Here is a 22,402-nt window from a genome sequence, read left to right on the forward strand (position 1 = left end):
GCTCCGACCGCAAATCCTATGGCGTGATCGGCTGCGCTGCGCCGACCTTCTCGGCAAGAATCCGGAACTCTTCCGGCGTCGCCGCGCCCGTGAGCAACAGGCGAACATCCCCGACGTCCGTGACCCAGATCGACTCGACACCTTCGCCGCCGAAGACGTTCCACGTATCGGCACCGACGGTCTCGACTCCGGTCGCGAATCGCTGTCCACCGGCAACATGTGACACCAACGGGAATTCCTCGGCGTTGCTCTGTGTCAGCTGGATGTAGCGACCACTGGTCGTGATGAATCCCACAGTGCTCGAATCTCCGCCGCCGTCGCCGGAGATGATCTTGCGACTGCCGGAGTTCGGAGTCCACCCGTCCGGAACACCGGGATTACGGATGGGAAATCCGAGTTCCTTCGCGTCGTAGTTCAGAGCTGCGTCCACGTCGACGCTCGGGATAGGCCCCTGTGTCGGGCCGCCAGGACTGAACGTGCACTGGCTGGCGATGCCCGCAATGATGATGCAGAACAGCACCAACGGTACGAGAGACCAGACCATGTCTTTGTTGTCTTCGAGAATGCGGGGTTTCTTCGATGCCACACCCCCAGTATCCAGGTACTGCGCAGTAGATACGATTCCCGGTCCCCCTCGAGCGAGACAAAACGTCTCTGCGGCGACCCGACAGCGCACGTAGCCGCTCCCATCTGGGACAATGACGCCTGAAGAAACCACTGCGTCGACACACCCCGTCGACCGCGACCGCGCCAGGAGGCACCGCACATGACGGCCAGCAGCACTCATCGTGAGACCCCGGACCGTAACCTCGCACTCGAATTGGTCCGAGTCACCGAAGCCGGTGCTATGGCTGCCGGCCGCTGGGTAGGCCGCGGCGACAAGGAAGGCGGCGACGGAGCAGCCGTCGACGCCATGCGTCAGCTCGTCTCCTCCGTCTCGATGCGCGGCATCGTCGTCATCGGTGAAGGCGAGAAGGACGAAGCGCCGATGCTGTTCAACGGCGAAGAGGTCGGAAACGGCGACGGCCCCGACTGTGACTTCGCCGTCGACCCGGTCGACGGCACCACCTTGATGTCCAAGGGCATGCCCAACGCGATCTCCGTTCTGGCTGTTGCCGAGCGCGGCGCGATGTTCGATCCGTCGGCCGTGTTCTACATGGAGAAGATCGCTGTCGGACCGGATGCTGCAGATGTCATCGACATCAGCGCACCGATCGCCGAGAACATCAAGCGCGTGGCCAAGGTCAAGAAGGCGTCGGTCTCCGACATCACGATCTGCATCCTGGACCGCCCGCGTCACAACCAGCTGATCCAGGACGTTCGCGACACCGGCGCTCGTATCCGTCTGATCTCCGACGGTGACGTTGCCGGCGCGATCGCCGCAGCGCGTCCGGAGTCCGGCACCGACATGCTCGTGGGCATCGGCGGAACGCCAGAGGGCATCATCGCCGCAGCAGCCATGCGCTGCATGGGTGGATCGTTGCAGGGCAAGCTGGCCCCCACCGACGACGAAGAGCGTCAGAAGGCCATCGACGCCGGTCACGATCTCGATCGGATCCTGTCCACCGAAGATCTCGTCTCGGGCGAGAACGTCTTCTTCTGCGCCACCGGCGTCACCGACGGTGACCTCCTGCGCGGCGTCCGCTACTACGGCGGCGGCGCCAGCACGCAGTCCATCGTGATGCGTAGCAAGTCCGGCACCGTTCGCATGATCGACGCGTACCACCGTCTCGAGAAGCTGCGCGAGTACAGCTCCGTCGACTTCGACGGCGAAGAGGGCGCGGTTCCCCCGACGTTCTGATGGGCTCCGCCCCGTGAGCGGTTAGGGAGTCCCTGCGCTCCTTAACCGCTCACGGGGGGACGTAGTCCCCTACCCGCTCTCGAAAAGTGGCAATGTGGAGCCATGACGGAGAGCAACGATCAACAGTTCCGAATCGAACACGACACCATGGGCGAAGTTCGGGTGCCCATCGACGCACTGTGGCGAGCACAGACCCAGCGTGCAGTCGAGAACTTCCCGATCAGCGGGCGCCCGCTCGAGCGCACCCAGATCCGCGCAATGGGCTTGCTGAAAGCAGCGTGTGCGCAGGTCAACAAGGACCTCGGACTCCTCGACGCGGACAAGGCCGACGCAATCATCGCCGCCGCGAACGAGATCGCCGAAGGCAAGCACGACGATCAGTTCCCCATCGACGTCTTCCAGACCGGCTCGGGAACCAGTTCGAACATGAACGCCAACGAGGTCATCGCATCCATCGCGAAGGCCGCCGGTGTGGACGTACATCCCAATGATCACGTCAACATGTCGCAGTCCTCCAACGACACCTTCCCCACCGCCACGCATGTCGCAGCTACCGAAGCAGCGGTCACCGATCTTGTTCCGGCACTGGAACATCTGCATGCTGCGCTTGCCACGAAGGCGACCGAGTGGAAGACCGTCGTCAAATCCGGACGCACCCATCTGATGGACGCTGTGCCGGTCACGCTCGGTCAGGAGTTCGGCGGCTACGCACGTCAGATCGAGGCCGGCATCGAGCGCGTCAACGCAACACTCCCCCGCCTCGGCGAGCTGCCGATCGGCGGAACAGCAGTCGGCACCGGTCTCAATGCTCCGGATGGATTCGGCCCCAAAGTTGTTGCCGAACTAGTCAAGTCGACCGGTGTCGACGCGCTGACTCCGGCGAAGAACAGCTTCGAAGCGCAGGCCGCGCGTGACGGACTGGTCGAGGCATCGGGCGCGCTGCGGACCATCGCCGTCTCACTGACGAAGATTGCCAACGACATTCGGTGGATGGGATCGGGTCCGCTGACCGGACTCGGCGAGATCGCACTCCCTGATCTGCAGCCGGGAAGCTCGATCATGCCCGGAAAGGTGAACCCGGTCCTGCCCGAGGCAACTACTCAGGTTGCGGCTCAGGTGATCGGAAACGACGCCGCCATCGCGTGGGGTGGCGCCGCCGGAGCTTTCGAACTCAACGTCTACATCCCGGTCATGGCCCGCAACCTGCTGGAGTCGTTCACCTTGCTGGCCAACGTCTCTCGACTGTTCGCCGACAAGTGCGTCAGCGGACTGGTCGCGCACGAGGAGCACCTCAAGACACTCGCCGAATCTTCGCCGTCGATCGTGACGCCCCTCAACTCGGCAATCGGTTACGAGGAAGCCGCAGCCGTCGCGAAGCAGGCGCTCAAAGAGAAGAAGACGATCCGTCAGGTCGTCATCGAGCGCGGACTCGTCCCGGACAAGCTGAGCGAGGAAGAACTCGACAAGCGTCTCGACGTTCTGGCGATGGCGAAGGTCAAGGACTGAACAAACAAAAGAGTGGCGGTTTCCACTTCGGAAACCGCCACACTTTTCCCTACACCGTAGTGGTTGCCCGCCACTCGTCGGTGCGATCGGGGCTCGCCTCGGCCAATGCTTTCAGCGTCGCTTCGCGATCGAAATCCTTGCCGTACACGGGAGTTCCCGGCTGCTGACGCCAGGAATCGTCGATCGTTCCCGCATCGACGGGATCGAAGCCCAACTGATTGATCAGATCGAAGACGACCTGCTTGTTCGCGTCGTCGTCGCCGGCGATGGGTAGCGCAATGCGCCCCTCTGCACCTTCGGGAAGCCCCTTCTCGAGGAGATGCTTCCACCAGATTCCGTTGAACGCCTTGAACACCGGTACACCCAGGTGTTCCTGCACCCATCCGCTTTCGGTCTGTCCGTCCTCGATGGCGGCGATCAGACCGTCACGCTGTTGCGGGTAGTAGTTGTTGGTCTCGATGACCGGGGCACCTGCGACCGCACCGCTGAGAATCCCCGCCGGTAGATCAACCACGTTCTTCTGCGGAATGCTCACGATGACCAGCTCGGCACCCTCGGCGGCCTCGGTGCTGCGGACTGCCTTCGCACCCGTCTCGGCTTCCAGTTCTGCAAGCGTGTCCGGTGTCCGCGAGTTCGAGACGCGCACGTCGTGACCGAGCGCAGCGAGCCTACGTGTGAGCGTGCCACCGATCTGACCGGCTCCGATGATTCCGATGCGCATGATCCTGCTCCTTCGTCGTGTGGAGTGGCGATCGCGCCACCGCTGCATTCGTCAACGACGAGAACGCACCGGGTCATTCCGCACCGGCCATTTCAACTCCCGTTGATTCAATCGGTTGACGAATCGAGTGCGAGTTTGATGCGAACACTGACCGGGTCGGTCTGCAATCCGCGAAAGGCAGAGGCCGTCAGCGCCGATCTGATCTTCCCCGACGCAAATGTCTTCACCCGCGCCGGCACGTCGTCGTCCGGCATGATCTGGGCCTGTCCGTCCACCCACTCGCCGCGGCGACGGATCCGAACCTTCGGCGTCGCAGAGATATTGGCACCCCACCCCGTGCCGGTGCCATGCTGCGCAATGACCCACGCCTCGTCACCGTCGTAGGTGATCGCAACGGGCACTCGGCGGGTCAGACCGGTTCGGCGTCCAACCGTCTCGATCTCGGTCATCAACGACGGCATCAAACCGATCCGATTCAATCCGGTGACCAGCGGATTGGCGAAATACTTCCCGACTGCGACTTCGATTCTTCGTTTTCGTGCAACTGACGTCGGTACCGGCATGCCGTTTCCTCTCCTCCGAAGCTGGTGCTCGAAGCAACAGCTCTATACCGCACGATATAACCACTGTTCGGGGAGTTTTGCCACCAAGAATCTCCATCAATACCCACCACCTGCACACAACACTTGACTGTGTCTGTCGGTTACATCTAGTCTCAGATTCGTTCCTATACCGATCGACATACTGGGAGGCAGTGATGAACACACCTCGAGACGCCTCGTTGCCATGACCGGCCCGCAGACGCGTTGTCCGATCGCCGCAGCGCGTCGCAAGTGGGGAGCACCAAGAGAATCAGCGGCACCAGATGATTCGAACAGCACTGCGATTGCATACGATGGCGGGATGGCCGACTCCGATTCCCGCACTCTGATGCTGGTCGGCGCCATCAATGCCTTCCGTGAACACGGGATCGCGACGACCTCGCTCACCGAGATCGTCGAACGCTCGGGAGCTCCCCGCGGGTCGGTATACCACTACTTTCCCGAGGGCAAAGGACAGCTGGCAGGCGAAGCAGTTGCCTACTTCGGCCGGGGCGTCAGTGCCGCCATCAGTTCGATGATCGCTCAGTCTTCCCCACCGGAGATCATCGACGCGGTTGTCACGATATTTCGAAACAGCTTGGTAGAGAGCGATTTCACCTCCTCGTGTCCGGTCGCAGCCGCGGCAGTGGAGGGCGCGTCGACGCCGGCGGCATTAACTGCTGCGGGCGAATCCTTCACCTCGTGGGAATCGCTACTCACATCGTTCTTCTGGCAGCAGGGACAGCCGTCCGAGACTGCAGCACAATGGGCAACCGTCGTGATCGCGTCAATCGAAGGCGCGACGCTGATGGCAAAAGCTCAGCACACCACGGCGCCTCTCGATCGCATCGGCGCTCACCTCAAGGCTCTGGTCTCGGCCCCGAGCTGACCAACCCTCTTTCTTCCAACCGCTGCTGCCGTCCGCGCAGGAGCAGAGATGGCGTACAAACATGTCTCACACACTTGCACCGGCGCCCTCGGCGCCCATGATGACCAAGTCCCGTCGATTCACTGCGCTGATCTTCATCTGCCTCGCCGAACTCCTTGTCGTGCTGGACAACACAGTGGTCAACGTCGCACTGCCGACGATGAGCGTCGACTTGTTCGCCAGCGTCAGCGACCTGCAATGGATCGTCGACGCGTACACGTTGACCTTCGCCGGGTTCCTACTCACTTTCGGCCACCTGGGTGACCGCTTCGGACGCCGCCGAGTGATGATCATCGGCTTGATCGGCGTCGGTGCGATGTCGCTCGTCGGCGCCTTGGCTTCCAACCTCGAACAGGTGATCATGGCGCGAGCCGCCATGGGTGTCTTTGCCGCAGCGGTCTTTCCGGCTACATTGGCCATGATCACCAACATCTTCACCGACGCCAGAGAACGAGCCATCGCCATCGCGGCCTGGACCGCAATGGCCGGCTTCGCGATTGCCATCGGCCCGACTGCGGGCGGCTGGCTTCTCGAGCACTTCTCCTGGCACTCGGTGTTCTGGATGAACGTTCCGGCAGCATTGTTGGTCATCGTGGGTGTGCTGCTGGTTGTTCCGGAATCGAAGGCGCTCCACGTCGGCCGATTCGATTTCGTCGGAACAATCTTGTCGCTACTGGGCATCGTCATTCTGGTGTGGACCATCATCGACGCACCACATCGCGGATGGGTGTCGACATTCAGCATCACGGGATACCTCTCTGCGACAGTGTTGTTGGCCGCATTCGTCGCATGGGAACTGCGCACCGACGCGCCGATCCTGAACATGAATCTCTTCCGAATCCGGCGGTTTTCTTTCCCCGCCTTGGCTATTGCTGTCAGCTACTTCAGCATGTTCGGATTCTTGTTCCTGATCACGCAGTACTTCCAGGGCGTTCGGGAGTACTCGCCGCTCGAATTCGGCATCCACTCTTTGCCTTTCGCTGCAGCTGTCGCCGTGGGCGCCCCAGTCGCCACCTTGGCGGCACAGAAACTCGGCACGACTGCAGTGATGGTGTTCGGCCTCCTCGTCCTCAGCGGCGGGATGTTCCTGGCGGGTCGGACGACCGTCGAGACGCCCTACCTCGGACCCGTCGTGATCTCGATGGTCCTCATGGGTCTGGGCCTCGCAATTGTCCAGGGACCGGCGACCGACTCCATCATGTCCTCGGTGCCCCTCGACGAAGCGGGCGCAGGTTCGGCAGTCAACGACACGACGCGTGAGCTCGGCGGGACCCTGGGCGTCGCCGTCATCGGTTCGATCGTCGCCTCGTACTACACGTCCAAGGTGGCTCCGATCGTCGACGCCATTCCCGACGCCGTGATGTCGGCGCAGGAGAAAGGCTTCGCTCGTGAGTCCGTGCTCAGCGTCATCGAGATCCGCTCCCGCGACATCAGTCCGCTCTTCGAGCAGCAGAAGGACAGTCTGATCTACACGATGAAGACCGCATGCCTGGAAGGTTTCGCCATCGCGTCGTACTTCACAGTCGGAGCAGCATTGATCACCGCTCTGCTGGTCGCGTTGTTGCTCCCTTGGAAGCCGGTCACGGAAGGCTCCATTCTCGGCAGTCTGACAACCAAGACCCCGAAGTAGCTACAAGGTTTCCCGATTTGTCCCAATATCAGCCCGCCGTTCCCCGATACTGGATTGACCGAGTGGTACCGACGACAACCCTGCTAGGGAGAATCTCGTGTCCATCACCAGTAGAAACAGCTCGCGACTGTCGGCAGCGGCGGTTCCGGTAGTACTGACGGTCGCCCTGCTCGCCGGATGCTCGTCAAATTCAGACACCACCTCGGCGCCCGGGCCGGTCGTCAGCGACGCCAGCCCGGGTCTCGACGCCGGGGTGCCGATCCCGGACGGGCAAATCGACGACGCGGTCGGGAAGCTCGACGACCTCGCGAACGATCTCATGGCAAGTTCCGGTGTTCCCGGCATGGCGGTGGCCGTGGTGCACGGAGGTAAGACTGTGTACGCAAAGGGATTCGGGGTTCGCGAGTCGGGTAAGAGCGCCACCGTCGATGCCGACACCGTGTTCCAACTGGCATCGGTGTCGAAATCGGTCGGGGCCACGGTGGTCGCCCACGAAGTCGGAATCGGGACCGTCGACTGGGACACTCCGGTGATCTCGAAACTGCCGGGGTTTGCGCTTGCCGATCCGTGGGTGACCGACCACCTCACGATCTCCGATCTCTACACGCATCGGTCGGGGTTACCGGACCACGCCGGCGACGGGCTGGAGGACCTGGGCTACAACCGGGCCCAGGTGCTCGAAAAACTTCGCCAACTACCGCTCAATCCATTCCGAATCACATACGAGTACACGAACTTCGGCGTCACAGCCGGTGCAGAGGCCGTTGCAGCCGCGGCGGGCACCGATTGGGAAACGCTGTCGCAGAACACGATCTACGGTCCGCTCGGTATGACTTCGACGTCTTCGCGGTTCGCCGATTACCAAGCCCAAGAAAATCGAACAGTCGGCCACATCCTCGAAGACGGAAAGTACAAGGTAGGGCCGGTTCGGGACGCCGACGCCCAATCCCCCGCCGGTGGAGTCAGCTCCTCGGTGAACGACATGGCCAAGTGGTTGGACATGGTGCTGTCGGGCGGTCGGTATCAGGGGCAGCAGGTCGTTCAGACGGAGGCGCTCGTGCCCGCAGTCAACCCGGAAATCGTCTCGCGCCATGCGCAGGAAATCGGGGAACGCTCCGGCTTCTACGGCTACGGGTTCAACGTTTCCGACAGCGCGGCAGGCCGTGTGACCGCCAGCCACTCCGGCGCCTTCCTGCTCGGTGCCGGGACCAATTTCGTGACGATTCCCTCCGCTGACGTCGGCATAGTCGTTCTGACCAACGGCACGCCCACCGGCGTCGCAGAGACCTTGACCGCCGAATTCGCCGATCTGGTGCAGTTCGGGAAGATCACCCGCGAGTGGCGCCCGCTGTACGAAGCGTCCTTTGCCTCACAGGCCGACCCTGAGGGCGAACTTGCCGGGAAGACGCCGCCGGCCTCCCCCGCTCCCGCGCCACCGACAGACCAATTGACCGGCGACTACGGCAATCCGTACTGGGGTCCCGCGCTCGTGACGCAGCAGAACGGTGCGCTGACCTTGACCATGGGTCCCGCGGCCGCGACGTACCCTCTGACCCACTGGGACGGAAACACCTTCACGTTCCCGCTCAGCGGCGAGAACGCACCGGCCGGGACGGTCTCGAAGGCCACCTTCGACGGAAACTCGCTAACCTTGGAGTACTTCGATCACGATCATCTCGGTACCTTCATCCGGGCAACACCGGCCGAATAATCAGCCAAGGACACCCCATGAGTAGTTCGACAGCCACGGTGAACGCAATGTTCGCGGCCCTCACCGATTTCGACGTGGACGCCGCAGCCGAATTGATGACAGACGACATCGTCTGGCAGAACGTCTCGCTCCCCACCCTGCGAGGCAAGAAGACCGTCGTGCGAGCGCTACGTCTGGTCACCAAGCCTTCACTGAAATTCGAGGCGGAGATGCACCACATCGTCGGCGACGAGTCCACGGTGCTCACCGAACGCACCGACATCCTCACCGTCGGACCGCTGCGCATCGAGTTCTGGGTATGCGGAACTTTCGAACTGCGCGACGGCAAGGTCTGCGTCTGGCGGGACTACTTCAGTCTGCGAGACGTCGCGTGGGGCGTGGTGACCGCGGTCGGCCGCGCAGTCGTCGGGACCGGGACACGAAGTAGGCTTGCTCCGGCCTGAAATCACCTGCCGAAAGCGAGCGAACCTGCCATGTCCGAAAACACCACGCCTGACTCCTTCGACGCCGGATTGGCTGTGCGCACCGAAGTCATGGGGGCCGATTTCGTCGACGCCGCCTTCGAGCGCACCCGGGGAACGGACAGCGAAGAACTGCAGAACTTCGTGACGGCCAACGTCTGGGGTTCGGTATGGACGCGTCCCGGACTCGATCGCCGCAGTCGCAGTCTGATCAATCTGGGGATGCTGATCGCGCTGCGCGCCGAGAACGAACTCAAAGGCCACGTACGTGGGGCATTGCGAAACGGCTTGACGCGCACCGAGATCGTCGAAACCGTGATCCACGCGAGCGCGTATTGCGGCGCTCCGGCCGGACTGGCGGCGATGCGTGTGGTGCAGGAAGTTCTCGACAACGAACTGGGACCGCTGCAAAACTGAACAACTTCAAACCCAGGCATCTCCCCGTGCAGACCGAAGTCCGCACGGGGAGATCACTTCTCAGGAAGTGGGGCCGAACTCCTCGAGCATGTCGGTCACCAACTCGGCGATCGGCGAACGCTCACTGCGCGTGAGTGTGATGTGCGCAAAAAGCGGGTGCCCCTTGAGCTTCTCGATGACGGCCGCAACTCCGTCGTGCCTGCCCACTCGCAGGTTGTCACGCTGCGCGACGTCGTGCGTGAGGACCACTCGCGAGCCGGTTCCCAGACGAGAAAGCACTGTCAGCAGAACATTTCGTTCGAGCGACTGCGCTTCGTCGACGATCACGAACGAATCGTGCAGCGACCGACCGCGAATATGCGTCAGCGGCAACACTTCCAGCATTCCGCGGGCGAGAACCTCCTCGAGAACCTCTGGCGAGGCCAACCCGTCGAGAGTGTCGAAAACGGCCTGAGCCCACGGGCCCATCTTCTCGCTCTCACTACCGGGAAGGTAGCCGAGTTCTTGTCCGCCAACGGCATACAACGGACGGAAGACGACAACCTTGCGCTGAGTGCGGCGCTCTAGAACCGCTTCAAGACCTGCCGTCAGAGCCAAGGCCGACTTACCGGTGCCCGCCTTACCACCGAGAGAGATGATGCCGATGCTCTCGTCCATGAGGAGATCGAGCGCAATGCGCTGCTCGGCGGAGCGGCCGTGCAACCCGAACGCCTCGCGCTCACCGCGCACCAACTGGATGCGCTTGTCGGGAGTCACCCGACCGAGGGCGCTCGACGAACCACCGAGCAGGCGAAGACCCGTGTGACACGGCAGATCTCGCGCTTCGTCGAGGTCCAGGAAACCCTCGTTGAACAGCTCGTCGATGTCCGTCGAGGCGACGTCCAGCTCAGTCATGCCCGTCCATCCGGATGGCACGACGTCGTGAGCGTGGTACTCGTCGGCAGGTAGTCCCACCGCGCCTGCCTTCACACGAAGCGGAATGTCCTTGCTGACGAGGACTACATCCTTGCCCTCCGCAGCAAGATTCAGCGCACACGCCAGAATCCTCGAATCGTTACTGTCCGTGCGGAATCCGACGGGCAGGACCGCAGGGTCGGTGTGATTGAGTTCGACCTGCAGTGTCCCGTTCTCGGTGCCGATCGGCACCGGACGGTCGAGGCGGCTGTATTCGATCCGTAGATCGTCGAGCATGCGGAGCGATTCTCGGGCGAACCATCCCAGTTCGTGGTGGTGCCGTTTGCCTTCGAGTTCACTGATCACGACCAGTGGGAGTACCACGTGGTGTTCGGCGAATCGAGTGACAGCCCATGGATCGGACAGTAGTACCGAGGTATCCAAGACGTACGTGCGAAGTGCATCTCCCGAATGATTCCCGGCTGATTGATCAGCCCGGGCCGAGTGGGCAGAGACGGAGCGTGATGCAGTCACGTTGGGCTCCTAGGTCTGCGCGGCACCCGCGCAAACTCAGCTCGCTGGGCCGGACGGCTCTGGTGTCAGGTGACGCTGTGTCAGCTGAAACAAGGGCCGGGCGCCGGCCCTCTCGTACTGAGTGTTTCAGTCACGATCAGAACCTCCCGCACAAGTAACTTCTGGTTACTCGTTACTGCCGACGGTACTGCGGATCGGACACTCGCGCCACGGAACGAGCCGCACATCTGGTGAACGCCAGGTAACAAAATGCCACTCGTGTGATTCGGCGTCACTCAGGACTCGATCAGACCCCACTTGGCGGCGCGCACCGCTGCCTGAACCCGCGAATTGGTTCCGGTCTTGACGAAGATGTTCTCGAGATGGGTGGCGACGGTGCGACGGCTGACGAACAACTCCTCGGCGATCTCGACATTGCCCGCGCCCCTGGCCACCAATTGCAGTACTTGAATCTCCCGTGGGCTCAGATGGACACGATCGAGCGCCACCTGGTCCCCCACGACGCGCGAGCAGGCTGCGCTGGACGCCGCCACCACCTCCCGTACGCGATCGACGACGCCGGAATCCGCGAAGCTCATGTGCAGCAATCCGGTCACCTCACGGCCGGAGAACCCCAATGCGACCGAGGCACCCTCGGCGTACCCGGACGGCCGCAGAACATCGGTGACCATCTCGACCTGCTCGAATCGTGGCACGTCCTGCCAGAACACGGGCACGCCCGAAGCCTCGCGAATGATGCCGAAGAGATTGCGATCGGCGACGAAGTCCTCGAGCAGGAACTCGAGCACCCTGGCGTCGTATCCGGAACACGCCAGAGCCCGATGCCTTCCGCTCGACGGGTCTCGGTACGTGACCGCCGCAGCCGAGTACGCGAGTCCACGAGCGCGGAGTTCTTCGGCGCACAGGCCGAGAATGCCGTACGCCCCGGCCGCCGGCGATCGCGGCGCGAACATGTCAGGTCCAGCGCCGCGATCAGGCAGTACAGACGTCATCACACCAATCTAGCCAATCGTGTGAGCTAGGCCACGACCAGTGAATCGGCCGGCTTCTTGTCCGCCCACGGACGTGCCGCTTCGAAGTTCGCGGCAGCCCGCAGGACCAGTGCGTCCTGGCGGTGACGTGCGGCGATCTGCAGCCCCACCGGTCGACCGTCGGCGGTGAATCCAGCGGGCACGGTGATCGCCGGATTGTTGAGCATGTTGTACGGGTAGGTGAAGAGCCAATCGAGCAACTGCTCACGCAGCGACGCACCCTCGAGCCACGACGGCGCGAACTGACCGAGCGGGAACGTGGCCGAAGCCAAGGTCGGCGAGACCAACACGTCGTAGTCGTTCATGAACGCGGTCCACGTGTCCCACATGACGCCGCGGAATGCGTCGGCCCGCCCGACGTCGACACCGGTGAGCCGCTCGGCCTCGTGCATGATCTCGATCAGGTTGTCGTCGACCTCGCCGCGCTGGTTCTCCCAGTCGAGCAAGTCGTATTCGGAAGCGAAACCGGGAACCCAGATGCCGTTCCACATCGACTCCGACGGATTTCCCCACTGCGGGGTCGCCTCGGTGATCCGGGCACCCAATTCCTCGAATGCCGACAACGCGTCGAGACACACCGCCAGCACCTCCGGATCAACATGGCCGAGACCGAGATTCGGCGACCACGCCACGTGAAGGCCCTTCACGTCGCCCTTCGAGGCTTCGACGTACGAGGTCTCGGCACGCTCGATCGAGAGCGGGTCCGCATTGTCCGGCCCGGCCATGATGTCGAGCATCAGCGCGTTGTCGGCAACAGTCCGGGTGATCGGACCGTGATACGCCCAGTTGTAGAAGCGCCCGGCCAGGATGGTCTGCGGGATGACGCCGGTGGTCGGCTTCAACCCGACGACCCCGCAGAGCGCCGACGGGATACGCACCGATCCGGCGCCGTCACTGCCCTCGGCAAGTGGCCCGAGGCCTGCAGCCACGGCAGCCGACGCACCGCCACTGGACCCGCCCGCGCTGTTGCCGAGCTTCCACGGGTTGTGCGTCGGCCCGTACAGGTGGTTGTCCGTGCCTCCGTAGTAACCACTTTCGGGAGTGTTCGTCTTTCCCAGGAACAGTCCGCCGGCGCCTCGCAGCCTGTCCACGACGACGGCATTTCCCGTCGCGATGTTGTCGGCCATCGGCTTCATCCCGAACGTGGTCGGCAGCCCGTCGACTGCCGTCAGATCTTTGATCGTGAACGGAACGCCGTGCAGCGGGCCGAGTTTCTCGCCCGCTTCCTGTTGCCGTGAGAGTTCGGCCGCATCGCGCGTCACCTGCTCGCGATCGAACTGGACTATCGCGTTGATCGACGGATTGACGGCGTCGACGCGCTGGATCATCGCTTCGGCAATCTCGTTGGGCGAGAGACTGTTCGACGCGACCGACGCCGCCATCTCGGTAGCGGAGAGCCAATGCAGATTCTGTTCGGTCATGGGGTTTCCTTCGCCGGAGGGGTGATGCTCTCAGGCTAGGAAGCACCGAACTCGGCCACCATCGGTCATGTGACCGATGCCACAATCCGCGACTGGAAAAAACCAGCGGCCCGGCCCCTCGAAAGGGACCGGGCCGTCGGTGAAGGAATTCCTAGACGTTCTTGCTGAGCAGGCCCCAGTTCTCGAGACCGTCGTACAGCGGAAGGTCGAGAGCGAGCTTGGCGACGCGCGCACGCAGCGCCGGCAGATCCGCGTTGCCGGCCAGAGCGGTACCGATGATGTCGGCGACCTCGGTGAACTCGGCATCACCGAATCCGCGAGTGGCCAACGCTGCGGTACCGATACGCAGACCGGAGGTGGTCATCGGCGGGCGGGGATCGAACGGAACAGCGTTGCGGTTGACCGTGATGCCGATTTCGTGCAGAAGGTCCTCACCCTGCTGGCCGTCGAGCTGCGAGTTACGCAGGTCCACGAGCACGAGGTGGACGTCAGTGCCGCCGGTCAGGACGCTGATGCCCTGGTCTGCGACGTCCTTGTTGCCCAGACGCTTGGCAAGGATGCGCGCACCGGAAAGGGTGCGTGCCTGACGATCCTTGAACTCTTCACCGGCAGCGATCTTGAAGGTGACTGCCTTGGCCGCGATGGCGTGCATGAGCGGTCCACCCTGCTGACCGGGGAAGACAGCGGAGTTGAGCTTCTTGGCCCACTCTTTCTTCGCCAGGATCAGGCCCGAACGCGGACCACCGAGGGTCTTGTGGACGGTCGAGGAGACGACGTCTGCGTACGGGACGGGCGACGGGTGCAGGCCTGCCGCAACCAGTCCGGCGAAGTGAGCCATGTCCACCCACAGGTACGCCCCGACCTCGTCGGCGATCGCACGGAACGCCGCGAAGTCCTGCTGACGCGGGTACGCGGACCAGCCGGCAACGATGACCTTCGGCTTCTCGGCGAGGGCGATCGAGCGCACCTCGTCCATGTCGATGCGGTGATCTTCCTTGCTGACGCCGTAGGACGCGACGTCGTACAACTTGCCGGAGAAGTTGAGCTTCATACCGTGCGTGAGGTGACCGCCGTGTGCAAGGTCGAGGCCGAGCAGCTTCTCACCCGGGTTCATCAGTGCCATCAGAACAGCAGCGTTGGCCTGTGCGCCCGAGTGCGGCTGAACGTTCGCGAACTCTGCACCGAAGAGTTCCTTCGCACGGTTGCGCGCCAGATCCTCGATGACGTCGACGTGCTCGCAACCGCCGTAGTAACGACGTCCCGGGTAGCCCTCGGCGTACTTGTTGGTCAGGACGCTGCCCTGAGCCTGCAGAACCGAGCGGGGAACGAAGTTCTCCGACGCGATCATCTCGAGCGTGTCGCGCTGACGAGCCAATTCACCAGCCATCGCCTCGGCGACTTCGGGGTCGAGTTCGGCGAGTGATGCAGAGTTGACGTCGGAGCCGGGCACAGCGGTCATCGAGGAATCTCCAAGCTGGATGCGGAAACGAATGCGTCCAGTCTACGAAGTTCGCTCCCGCCGTCTCCACCCGGCACTAGGCAGCACGCAGAGAGCTGGGGACCAGCGGCTCGTCGAGCAGCCTGCGGAAGCGTTCGGTGCGCTCCGCGCCCACCGGCACCTCGTCCAGCCATCCCCCGAGCAGCCGGTATCCCTCGACATACGTGCTGGTGTATGCCCGCCACAGCGGCGAAGACAGGAACTTGAGCGATTGGCGAGCGCGTTCCGGCGTCGACAGCGACCACCGTTCGAGGAACAGCGCCACGTCGTCGAGGCTGCGCCCCTCGTCGTGCAACATCAGCGCCGCATCCTGCCGGACACTCAGCAGTTGCCCCGACGCGGCGGAGAGCCGTTGCGCCTTTTCCCCGTCGAAAGACAAGCCGAGGTCGGCGTAGATGTCCTGCGCCCACACACCCCAGTCCGGGCCGACAATCGCTTCCAGCGCCAAATCCGCGAGGCCTTCGGCCATGATGCACTGCGGCGTGTTGACCAGGAACAGTGTCTGCTCGAGCTGGCCCGAACCGACCAGACCGGCTTCCTTACGGCAATGCTCGGTGTGATGGCCGGGGTAGGACTCGTGCGCGATCAGCCGCGGCAGGTTGGCCATGAACTGCGGCAGATCCGAATTGATCGCAACCTTGGAGCGGTAGTCACCGAGGTAGTAGTTGAAGCCGGACCACGGCTTGTCCCCCACCACTTCGTATTCGACGGTTTCCGACGCGGGAAGCCCGAACGTGCCGCGGACCAGATCGCGCAGCGCACTCGACATTGCCTCGACGCATTCGTTCAGTTTCGCCGCGGGGATCTCGTCGGCCTTGCGATGCGCCTGCACCCGCTGCGCCAGCGGTCCCGGACCGGGCAGAACTTCACCCATCAACCGGTGAGCGTCGCTGTAGGCGTCCTCGTTTCCCTTTTCGATTCGTACGTCGAAGTACGCCTCGACCTCGTCCACGAAGCCGATGTCCTCACCCGCGAACTTGCGCCCGGAGCATTCCAGGGCGCGAAGGTGTACGTCGACGAAGTGGGAGCGTTCGGCATTCAGACCACTTCCGGCCAACTCGCCCCGCAATTCACGTGCCGTGCGGGCAAGTTCACGCGGATCGGGCTTCGGGGCGCTCTCGATCTGCTTACGCAGCACCGGGTCACCGGTGAACGCGTCGACGAACCCGTCTTCGAGACGGTCGAAACCCAGTCCGAGCAGCAGGTATTGGCGAACAAGTGTGTCTGGATCCATAACCACCGAGCCTAGTCGCTCGCTCCGGAATGCCACCCGGCGAAAATCCCGGACGTGGCACCGAGCACAATCCGACTATGCACTCGGATCGTGCGCACACGCGCCTGGCTTGCTCGCATAGCTGTTTCGTCCGCCGGGCCCCGGGTTCACTACGTGCCGGTGAGCTGGGCTGATGGCGCGCACCAACGAATCGAGTCCCTACGTCGAGTTCGACCGCAAGCAGTGGCGGACACTGCGTAAGTCGACGCCACTGGTGTTGACCGAGGACGAGTTGTACGGCTTGCGTGGTCTCGGCGAGCAGATCGATCTCGAAGAAGTTGCCGAGGTTTATCTCCCCCTCGCACGTCTGATCCACCTACAGGTAGCGGCACGCCAACGACTGTTCGCGGCCACCGCGACCTTCCTCGGCGAGAAGCATCCCGACCGTCAGGTGCCCTTCGTCATCGGCGTCGCCGGTTCGGTCGCGGTCGGAAAATCCACGACTGCTCGTGTGCTGCAAGCTCTCCTGGCCCGCTGGGATCACCATCCGCGCGTCGACCTCGTCACCACGGACGGATTCCTCTATCCGACCAGGGAACTCCAGCGTCGGGGCATCATGCACCGCAAGGGTTTTCCCGAAAGCTACGATCGCCGCAAGCTGTTGCGCTTCGTCACCGAAGTCAAGTCCGGGGCGGAAGAGGTAGCGGCGCCGGTCTATTCGCATACGTCGTACGACATCATCCCGGGCCAGTACCACCTGATCCGCCAGCCCGACATCCTCATCATCGAGGGCCTCAACGTCCTGCAGACCGGCCCGCGTCTGATGGTCTCCGATCTGTTCGACTTCTCGATCTACGTCGACGCCCGCATCGAGGACATCGAAGCCTGGTACATCCAGCGGTTCCTCGCGCTACGCAACACGTCGTTCGCCGATCCGAACGCCCACTTTCACCACTACTCCGGCCTCTCCGACCGTGACGCGACCATCGCGGCGAAGGAGATCTGGAACTCGATCAACCACCCGAACCTGGTGGAGAACATTCTCCCCACCCGCCCCCGCGCAACCCTGGTGCTGCGCAAGGACGCCGATCACACGATCAACCGGCTGCGACTGCGCAAGCTCTGAGACGGCTCAGGCGCCGAACCGGCGGTGGCGCGCCGCGTAATCGCGCAAGGCTCGAAGAAAGTCGACTCGACGGAATTCGGGCCAGTACGCCTCGGTGAACCAGATCTCCGAATAGGCGCTCTGCCACAACAGGAATCCGGAGAGCCGCTGCTCGCCGGAGGTGCGGATCACCAGATCCGGATCGGGCTGTCCCGACGTGTACAGATGCCCGTCGATGCCGTCGACCGTGACGGCCTGGATCAGTTCGTCGCCGCTCAGACCCGCACCGATCTTGTCGCGCAGGAGCGATTGGACGGCGTCGGCGATCTCCTGACGCCCGCCGTATCCGATCGCGACGTTGACATGTGTCCCGGTTCGGCCGCTCGTCCCCGCCGCCGCTTCCCGCAAGCGCCTGGACTGCTCGGGAGGCAGAAGATCGAGAGCACCGACGATCTGCACACTCCAGTTCTTGCCGGGCCCGGAGATCTCTTCGACGACGTCGGTGATGATTTCGAGGAGGGTGTCGAGCTCTTCCGGCTCGCGGCGCAGGTTCTCGGTCGAGAGCAGGTAGATGGTTGCCATCTCGATTCCGGCGGCGTCGCACCACTCGAGCAATTCGGCAATTTTGAGCGCGCCCATGCGGTGCCCGTGACTGACATCGGTGAAGCCGTTCTCGCGAGCCCATCGCCGATTTCCGTCACACATCACGGCTACGTGCCGTGGGTGCGCGAGACCGTCGAGATGACTGAGGAGTCGTCGCTCGTAGATGCTGTACAGCAGTCCGCGCAGATTCACCGTGACATCACCATGGTGTCAAAGACTACGCCCGGCAGTGACAGCCACATGCGAGCGCCGTCACGCTTTTTGTACGCGTCGAAAACCCGCAGGTAGGTTATGCTACTGATGCGTAACCTACGGTACCGTAGGTTACGCGGTTCGCAACAGTACGGAACGAGAGGGGTTGCACATGACGGCATTCGGGCTCGACGAGCTTCCGGTCAAACCACGCATGCGCGGTTGGATCCATCTGTGGGCGCTCGGTGTCTCCGTCGTCGCGGGCATCGTTCTCGTCTCCGTAGCCGGCGCTCAGGTCGGCGCCAAAGCGGCTTGGGCGACCGCGATCTACAGCGTCACGATCTGCGGCCTCTTCGGCATCAGCGCGACGTATCACCGCATCCAGTGGCAGACGGTCAAGGGCCGTACGTGGATGAAGCGTGCGGACCATTCGATGATCTTTCTCTTCATCGCCGGCAGCTACACACCGTTCGCCATGCTCGGCCTCCCGACTCACACCGGCAAGATCATCCTCGCGATCGTGTGGGCAGGCGCGCTCGCCGGCGTCGCACTCAAGATGCTCTGGCCCACCGCCCCGAAATGGGTGGGCGTCCCGCTCTACCTGCTCCTCGGTTGGGCGATCGTTCCCGTGGTCGGTGAACTGACGCACCAGGTCGGTGTGGCGCCGATGGTGCTGCTGCTCGTCGGCGGAATCTTCTACAGCGTCGGCGCAATTCTGTACGCGACGAAATGGCCAAACCCGTGGCCCACGACGTTCGGGCATCACGAGTTCTTCCACGCCGCGACGGTCGTCGCAGCGATCTGCCACTACATCGCGGTATGGCTCGTCGTGTTCAACTGACTCGCCAGTTCCACCACCGTCGTCACCGGCCGATCACACACGAATCCCCGACAGATGTACGCGGCTTCACCACCGTCGACGAGGGGTCGATCTGCAAGCAGCGGTGAAGAATCCGGGGCACCCCCGACAACCACTGCACCACCCGGGGCAAGCCGTCGGGCATAGGCCAACAGCGAACCTTCCCCGACGACGGCCACCTGTATCGGACCACGCAACGACGCTTCCGCCACCGCGAGCCAGTGCCCCGCCGACCGAGGCGCACGCTCGAGCGGCAGCGTGGCCCTCGCCAACGCGTCCGCCGCGGCCTGGGCGTAACGAGACGATCGATCGGCATCGGTCAACGCCGCCGCGGTCAACAGCGCCTCCGCGACGCTCGACGCACCGGACGGCGTCGCGCCGTCCAACGGGTCTCGGGGCCGAGTCACGAGCGACTCCGCGAAATCGGCCGTGTCGAACCAGCTTCCCGGCTCGGCCGGATCAGCGAAGTGGTCGACAGTGACGTCGAGCAACTGCTGCGCCGCATCGAGCCACCGCGCCAATCCCGTTGCCTGGTATAGAGCCAGGAGGCCGGTGGCCAACATTGCGTAATCCTCGAGCACGCCCGTCGGGGCGCCGACAGCCCCGCCGAGGGAAGCGCGACGCAAGTGACCGTCCACCAGGTGAAGGTCGAGAAGAGCGCCTGCGCACTCGGCCGCCGCGGTGATCCAGTCGGGTCGGTCCAGGGCAAGTCCGGCTTCCGTCAAGGCCGTGACGGTCAACCCGTTCCAGGCCGTCACCACCTTGTCGTCGCGGCCAGGCTGTGGACGCTGAGCCCGGGCGGCACGGAGAGCGTCGGAGACCGTCTGCCAGCGCGACCAGTCGTCGGGGTCACGGAGCAACTGCAGTACCGACGCACCCTCTTCGAAGGTTCCGGTATCGGTGACCCGGAACAACTCCGACGCCCACTGCCCGTCCTCCGCGCCGAGAATCTCGACCAGCTGCGTCGGCGTCCATACGTACGTGAGGCCTTCGACGCCGTCGGTGTCGGCATCGAGAGCCGAAGCGAAGCAACCGTTCTCGGTCAGCAGATCGGAGAGCAGGAACCTTGCGGTCTCCTCGGTGACGCGAGTGGCGAGGTCCGATCCGGTGCGCCGCGCCCAGTGCGCGTAGAACCGCAGGAGCAGCGCATTGTCGTAGAGCATCTTCTCGAAGTGCGGAACCACCCACTCGGCATCGACCGAGTACCGCGAGAAACCGCCACCCAACTGGTCGTAGATCCCGCCACGTGCCATTGCTTCGGCGGTGCGCTCGATGCCGCCGAGGATCTCGCCCGAACCCGTTCGCTCGTACTGTCGGAGCAGCCCCTCCAGTAGTGCCGACGGTGGAAACTTCGGTGCCCCACCGAATCCCCCGCGCGGGACGTCCTCGTCGCCGAGGATCGACCGGCCCGCCGCGTTCAGCAGCTCGGCGTCGATGGGTGCTCCGCCGTACGGAATCCCGCCCGACGCGCGCTGAAGTTCCGTGACGATCGACTGCGCCGCGTTGTCGACCTCGTCGCGCCGATTCGTGAAGGTGTCGACTATCGCTTCGAGAAGCTGTGTGAACGAAGGCATTCCGCCGCGAGGCGTCGGCGGGTAGTACGTGCCGCAGTAGAACGGTGAACCGTCGGGAGTCAGGAAACAGGTCATGGGCCAGCCGCCCTGGCCGGTCATCGCAACTGTCGCATTCATGTAGACGGCGTCGATGTCGGGACGTTCTTCTCGGTCCACCTTCACACAGACGAAGTTCGCGTTCATGACGGCCGCGATCTCGTCGTTCTCGAACGACTCGTGCGCCATGACGTGGCACCAGTGGCACGCCGAGTATCCGATCGAGAGGAGAATCGGCACGTTGCGCTCGCGCGCCCACTCCATCGCTTCTTCGCCCCACTGTTGCCAGTGGACCGGATTGTCGGCGTGCTGACGCAGGTAAGGGCTCGAGGACCCACCCAGGTTGTTCCGCATCCGTGGGTCCATCGCCGCTACCTCGTTCGTCTCAGGATTCTTGCTTGGGCTTCTTCTCGGTAGAGACGTTGGGTTCCGCCGGGCTCGGAGCAGTGATAGCTCCCCGGTCGGTGCCTTCGTCTGCCTGCTGATCGAGTTCGGGATGATCCGGTTCGAACGTCTCCGGCAGCTTCTTGAGCTGGCGGTTCATTGACCGAACCAGGAGGATCACACCGATGAGCAGCGCAAGAATCACCAGCAGGCCGACCGGAGACGACTTTCCGAACTCCGGGCCGGATGGGTTACTGGGCGTCTGAGCAAGAAATTGTGTGGTGCCGAGAACTACCTCGGCGGACAGAGCATTCACTTCTGAGCGTCCTCTTCGAGACCTGCGAACAGGTCGGTTTCCGGAATGGACGTGGTGACCCGCGTCTTGGCGAGCTCGAATTCCTCGGTGGGCCAGATCTTCTGCTGAATGTCGAGCGGCACAGCGAAGAACGAACCGTTGGGATCGATCTGCGTCGCGTGTGCGCGCAGAGCATCGTCACGCTGGGGAAAGTAGTCGCCGCACGTGACCTGAGTGGTCACCCGGACCATCATGTCGCCGCGTTCGGTCTTCCACTTCTTGAGCCAGTCCGCCATCGGGAACGGCTCTCCGCGACGCTCGTACTCCTCCTGGAAGAGTTCGAGGCGCTTACGGATGAATCCGTGCGAGTAGTAGACCTTCTTGATTTCCCACGGCTGACCGTCCTCGGGGAAGTACTCGGGATCGGCGGCGGCTTCGTAGGCTGCCATCGTCACCTCGTGGCACCGGATGTGATCCGGGTGCGGGTATCCGCCGTTCTCGTCGTACGTCGTGACGACGTGGGGACGGAACTCGCGAATCACCTTGACCAGAGCGCGCGTCGACTCTTCGAGCGGAACGAGGGCGAAGCACCCTTCGGGCAGCGGCGGAAGAGGGTCGCCCTCGGGAAGCCCGGAATCGACGAAACCGAGCCAGCGCTGCTTCACGCCCAGGATGCGAGCGGCCTCGGCCATCTCCTCCTGGCGAACTTCGCTGATTCGATCGCGGACACCGGGAACGTCCATGGCCGGGTTGAGAATGTCGCCACGCTCACCCCCGGTGAGCGTCAGGACCATCACTTCGTGGCCTTCGGCTGCATAACGGGCGGTGGTGGCCGCACCCTTGCTCGACTCGTCGTCGGGATGGGCATGGACGGCCATGAGCCGGAATCCGCTCACGTGTTCGTTCACCTCAACTTCACCTGTAGCCGTTGCCGGCAGTTCACCTGTAGCCGTCACCGGCAGTTCACCTGTAGCCGTCACCGGCAGTCTTCGAATCACACGCTGTGC

General features: G+C 63.4%; 21 protein-coding genes. 9 read left to right on the top strand and 12 right to left on the bottom strand.

Going from position 1 to position 22,402, the window contains the following annotated elements:
• Nucleotides 1-16: 16 nt before the first annotated feature.
• Nucleotides 17-586, bottom strand: coding sequence for a DUF4245 domain-containing protein (locus RhoBH5_RS06350; RefSeq protein WP_003945206.1), 570 nt, complete (start codon nucleotides 584-586; stop codon nucleotides 17-19).
• Between the two features lie 180 nt (nucleotides 587-766).
• On the opposite strand from RhoBH5_RS06350, the gene glpX reads away from it, so the two are divergent.
• Entirely contained in the window at nucleotides 767-1,801 is a 1,035-nt protein-coding gene (gene glpX, locus RhoBH5_RS06355) for a class II fructose-bisphosphatase (protein ID WP_003945202.1), read from the top strand.
• Nucleotides 1,802-1,903: 102 nt separating this feature from the next.
• Complete coding sequence (locus RhoBH5_RS06360; protein WP_003945220.1) at nucleotides 1,904-3,307, top strand: class II fumarate hydratase; 1,404 nt, start codon at nucleotides 1,904-1,906, stop codon at nucleotides 3,305-3,307.
• 49 nt (nucleotides 3,308-3,356) lie between these two features.
• Here RhoBH5_RS06360 and RhoBH5_RS06365 read toward each other — a convergent pair whose 3' ends face one another.
• On the bottom strand, nucleotides 3,357-4,076 hold the full coding sequence (locus RhoBH5_RS06365; RefSeq protein WP_080909223.1) for an NADPH-dependent F420 reductase: 720 nt from the start codon (nucleotides 4,074-4,076) through the stop codon (nucleotides 3,357-3,359).
• Nucleotides 4,077-4,135: 59 nt separating this feature from the next.
• Complete coding sequence (locus RhoBH5_RS06370) at nucleotides 4,136-4,591, bottom strand: nitroreductase family deazaflavin-dependent oxidoreductase (RefSeq protein WP_042920867.1); 456 nt, start codon at nucleotides 4,589-4,591, stop codon at nucleotides 4,136-4,138.
• A 340-nt stretch (nucleotides 4,592-4,931) separates the two neighbouring features.
• Between RhoBH5_RS06370 and RhoBH5_RS06375 the strand changes: the two genes are divergently transcribed.
• The 5 genes from RhoBH5_RS06375 to RhoBH5_RS06395 all read left to right on the top strand — a co-directional run bounded on the left by RhoBH5_RS06375 (nucleotide 4,932) and on the right by RhoBH5_RS06395 (nucleotide 9,756).
• Entirely contained in the window at nucleotides 4,932-5,498 is a 567-nt protein-coding gene (locus tag RhoBH5_RS06375; RefSeq protein ID WP_003945239.1) for a TetR/AcrR family transcriptional regulator, read from the top strand.
• 97 nt (nucleotides 5,499-5,595) lie between these two features.
• Complete coding sequence (locus RhoBH5_RS06380) at nucleotides 5,596-7,167, top strand: MFS transporter (protein WP_047270321.1); 1,572 nt, start codon at nucleotides 5,596-5,598, stop codon at nucleotides 7,165-7,167.
• Nucleotides 7,168-7,264: 97 nt separating this feature from the next.
• Nucleotides 7,265-8,878, top strand: coding sequence for a serine hydrolase (locus RhoBH5_RS06385; RefSeq protein ID WP_270008075.1), 1,614 nt, complete (start codon nucleotides 7,265-7,267; stop codon nucleotides 8,876-8,878).
• A gap of 17 nt (nucleotides 8,879-8,895) precedes the next feature.
• Nucleotides 8,896-9,321: a limonene-1,2-epoxide hydrolase family protein gene (locus tag RhoBH5_RS06390; protein WP_007726363.1), complete on the top strand. Its 426-nt coding sequence runs from the start codon at nucleotides 8,896-8,898 to the stop codon at nucleotides 9,319-9,321.
• A gap of 30 nt (nucleotides 9,322-9,351) precedes the next feature.
• Nucleotides 9,352-9,756 (top strand): carboxymuconolactone decarboxylase family protein, encoded by a 405-nt coding sequence (locus tag RhoBH5_RS06395; protein WP_003945227.1) that lies wholly within the window; start codon nucleotides 9,352-9,354, stop codon nucleotides 9,754-9,756.
• A 60-nt stretch (nucleotides 9,757-9,816) separates the two neighbouring features.
• Here the strand turns inward: RhoBH5_RS06395 and RhoBH5_RS06400 are convergent, their stop codons facing one another.
• The 5 genes from RhoBH5_RS06400 to RhoBH5_RS06420 form a co-directional block, all read right to left on the bottom strand.
• Nucleotides 9,817-11,184 carry a PhoH family protein gene (locus RhoBH5_RS06400; protein WP_007726365.1) on the bottom strand — a complete coding sequence of 456 codons (1,368 nt, stop codon included), beginning with the start codon at nucleotides 11,182-11,184 and terminating at the stop codon, nucleotides 9,817-9,819.
• Between the two features lie 275 nt (nucleotides 11,185-11,459).
• Nucleotides 11,460-12,176: a helix-turn-helix transcriptional regulator gene (locus RhoBH5_RS06405; protein WP_063316812.1), complete on the bottom strand. Its 717-nt coding sequence runs from the start codon at nucleotides 12,174-12,176 to the stop codon at nucleotides 11,460-11,462.
• 26 nt (nucleotides 12,177-12,202) lie between these two features.
• Nucleotides 12,203-13,636, bottom strand: a complete 1,434-nt coding sequence (locus RhoBH5_RS06410; RefSeq protein ID WP_270008076.1) for an amidase — start codon at nucleotides 13,634-13,636, stop codon at nucleotides 12,203-12,205.
• Between the two features lie 151 nt (nucleotides 13,637-13,787).
• Nucleotides 13,788-15,095: a serine hydroxymethyltransferase gene (glyA, locus tag RhoBH5_RS06415; RefSeq protein WP_193595097.1), complete on the bottom strand. Its 1,308-nt coding sequence runs from the start codon at nucleotides 15,093-15,095 to the stop codon at nucleotides 13,788-13,790.
• A gap of 76 nt (nucleotides 15,096-15,171) precedes the next feature.
• Entirely contained in the window at nucleotides 15,172-16,368 is a 1,197-nt protein-coding gene (locus RhoBH5_RS06420; RefSeq protein WP_193595096.1) for a DUF885 domain-containing protein, read from the bottom strand.
• A 172-nt stretch (nucleotides 16,369-16,540) separates the two neighbouring features.
• On the opposite strand from RhoBH5_RS06420, the gene coaA reads away from it, so the two are divergent.
• On the top strand, nucleotides 16,541-17,473 hold the full coding sequence (gene coaA, locus RhoBH5_RS06425; RefSeq protein ID WP_003945270.1) for a type I pantothenate kinase: 933 nt from the start codon (nucleotides 16,541-16,543) through the stop codon (nucleotides 17,471-17,473).
• A gap of 6 nt (nucleotides 17,474-17,479) precedes the next feature.
• Here the strand turns inward: coaA and RhoBH5_RS06430 are convergent, their stop codons facing one another.
• Entirely contained in the window at nucleotides 17,480-18,247 is a 768-nt protein-coding gene (locus RhoBH5_RS06430) for an isoprenyl transferase (RefSeq protein ID WP_003945211.1), read from the bottom strand.
• 172 nt (nucleotides 18,248-18,419) lie between these two features.
• Here RhoBH5_RS06430 and trhA point away from each other — a divergent pair, with 172 nt between their 5' ends.
• Entirely contained in the window at nucleotides 18,420-19,088 is a 669-nt protein-coding gene (gene trhA, locus RhoBH5_RS06435) for a PAQR family membrane homeostasis protein TrhA (RefSeq protein ID WP_003945269.1), read from the top strand.
• Here trhA and RhoBH5_RS06440 read toward each other — a convergent pair.
• Genes RhoBH5_RS06440 through mca form a run of 3 tightly spaced genes read right to left on the bottom strand, consistent with a single transcriptional unit; the run spans nucleotide 19,055 to nucleotide 22,291 of the window.
• Nucleotides 19,055-21,082: a thioredoxin domain-containing protein gene (locus RhoBH5_RS06440; protein WP_039972674.1), complete on the bottom strand. Its 2,028-nt coding sequence runs from the start codon at nucleotides 21,080-21,082 to the stop codon at nucleotides 19,055-19,057. The two genes, trhA and RhoBH5_RS06440, sit on opposite strands and share 34 nt — an antisense overlap.
• 19 nt (nucleotides 21,083-21,101) lie before the next feature.
• On the bottom strand, nucleotides 21,102-21,416 hold the full coding sequence (locus RhoBH5_RS06445; RefSeq protein WP_007726381.1) for a hypothetical protein: 315 nt from the start codon (nucleotides 21,414-21,416) through the stop codon (nucleotides 21,102-21,104).
• A complete protein-coding gene (gene mca, locus RhoBH5_RS06450; RefSeq protein WP_007726383.1) occupies nucleotides 21,413-22,291 on the bottom strand; it encodes a mycothiol conjugate amidase Mca in 879 nt (292 codons plus the stop codon). Before mca ends, RhoBH5_RS06445 begins: the two co-directional genes overlap by 4 nt.
• Between the last annotated feature and the right edge of the window lie 111 nt (nucleotides 22,292-22,402).

The sequence above is a fragment of the Rhodococcus sp. BH5 genome (genome assembly GCF_027583855.1).
GTDB lineage: Bacteria > Actinomycetota > Actinomycetes > Mycobacteriales > Mycobacteriaceae > Rhodococcus_F > Rhodococcus_F qingshengii.

Coding starts and splice junctions, on each gene's coding strand:
- glpX (WP_003945202.1), top strand. CDS start 767: ATGACGGCCAGCAGCACTCATCGTGAGACCCCGGACCGTAACCTCGCA.
- RhoBH5_RS06360 (WP_003945220.1), top strand. CDS start 1,904: ATGACGGAGAGCAACGATCAACAGTTCCGAATCGAACACGACACCATG.
- RhoBH5_RS06365 (WP_080909223.1), bottom strand. CDS start 4,076: ATGCAGCGGTGGCGCGATCGCCACTCCACACGACGAAGGAGCAGGATC.
- RhoBH5_RS06370 (WP_042920867.1), bottom strand. CDS start 4,591: ATGCCGGTACCGACGTCAGTTGCACGAAAACGAAGAATCGAAGTCGCA.
- RhoBH5_RS06375 (WP_003945239.1), top strand. CDS start 4,932: ATGGCCGACTCCGATTCCCGCACTCTGATGCTGGTCGGCGCCATCAAT.
- RhoBH5_RS06380 (WP_047270321.1), top strand. CDS start 5,596: ATGATGACCAAGTCCCGTCGATTCACTGCGCTGATCTTCATCTGCCTC.
- RhoBH5_RS06390 (WP_007726363.1), top strand. CDS start 8,896: ATGAGTAGTTCGACAGCCACGGTGAACGCAATGTTCGCGGCCCTCACC.
- RhoBH5_RS06395 (WP_003945227.1), top strand. CDS start 9,352: ATGTCCGAAAACACCACGCCTGACTCCTTCGACGCCGGATTGGCTGTG.
- RhoBH5_RS06405 (WP_063316812.1), bottom strand. CDS start 12,176: ATGACGTCTGTACTGCCTGATCGCGGCGCTGGACCTGACATGTTCGCG.
- RhoBH5_RS06410 (WP_270008076.1), bottom strand. CDS start 13,636: ATGACCGAACAGAATCTGCATTGGCTCTCCGCTACCGAGATGGCGGCG.
- glyA (WP_193595097.1), bottom strand. CDS start 15,095: ATGACCGCTGTGCCCGGCTCCGACGTCAACTCTGCATCACTCGCCGAA.
- RhoBH5_RS06420 (WP_193595096.1), bottom strand. CDS start 16,368: ATGGATCCAGACACACTTGTTCGCCAATACCTGCTGCTCGGACTGGGT.
- coaA (WP_003945270.1), top strand. CDS start 16,541: ATGGCGCGCACCAACGAATCGAGTCCCTACGTCGAGTTCGACCGCAAG.
- trhA (WP_003945269.1), top strand. CDS start 18,420: ATGACGGCATTCGGGCTCGACGAGCTTCCGGTCAAACCACGCATGCGC.
- RhoBH5_RS06440 (WP_039972674.1), bottom strand. CDS start 21,082: ATGGACCCACGGATGCGGAACAACCTGGGTGGGTCCTCGAGCCCTTAC.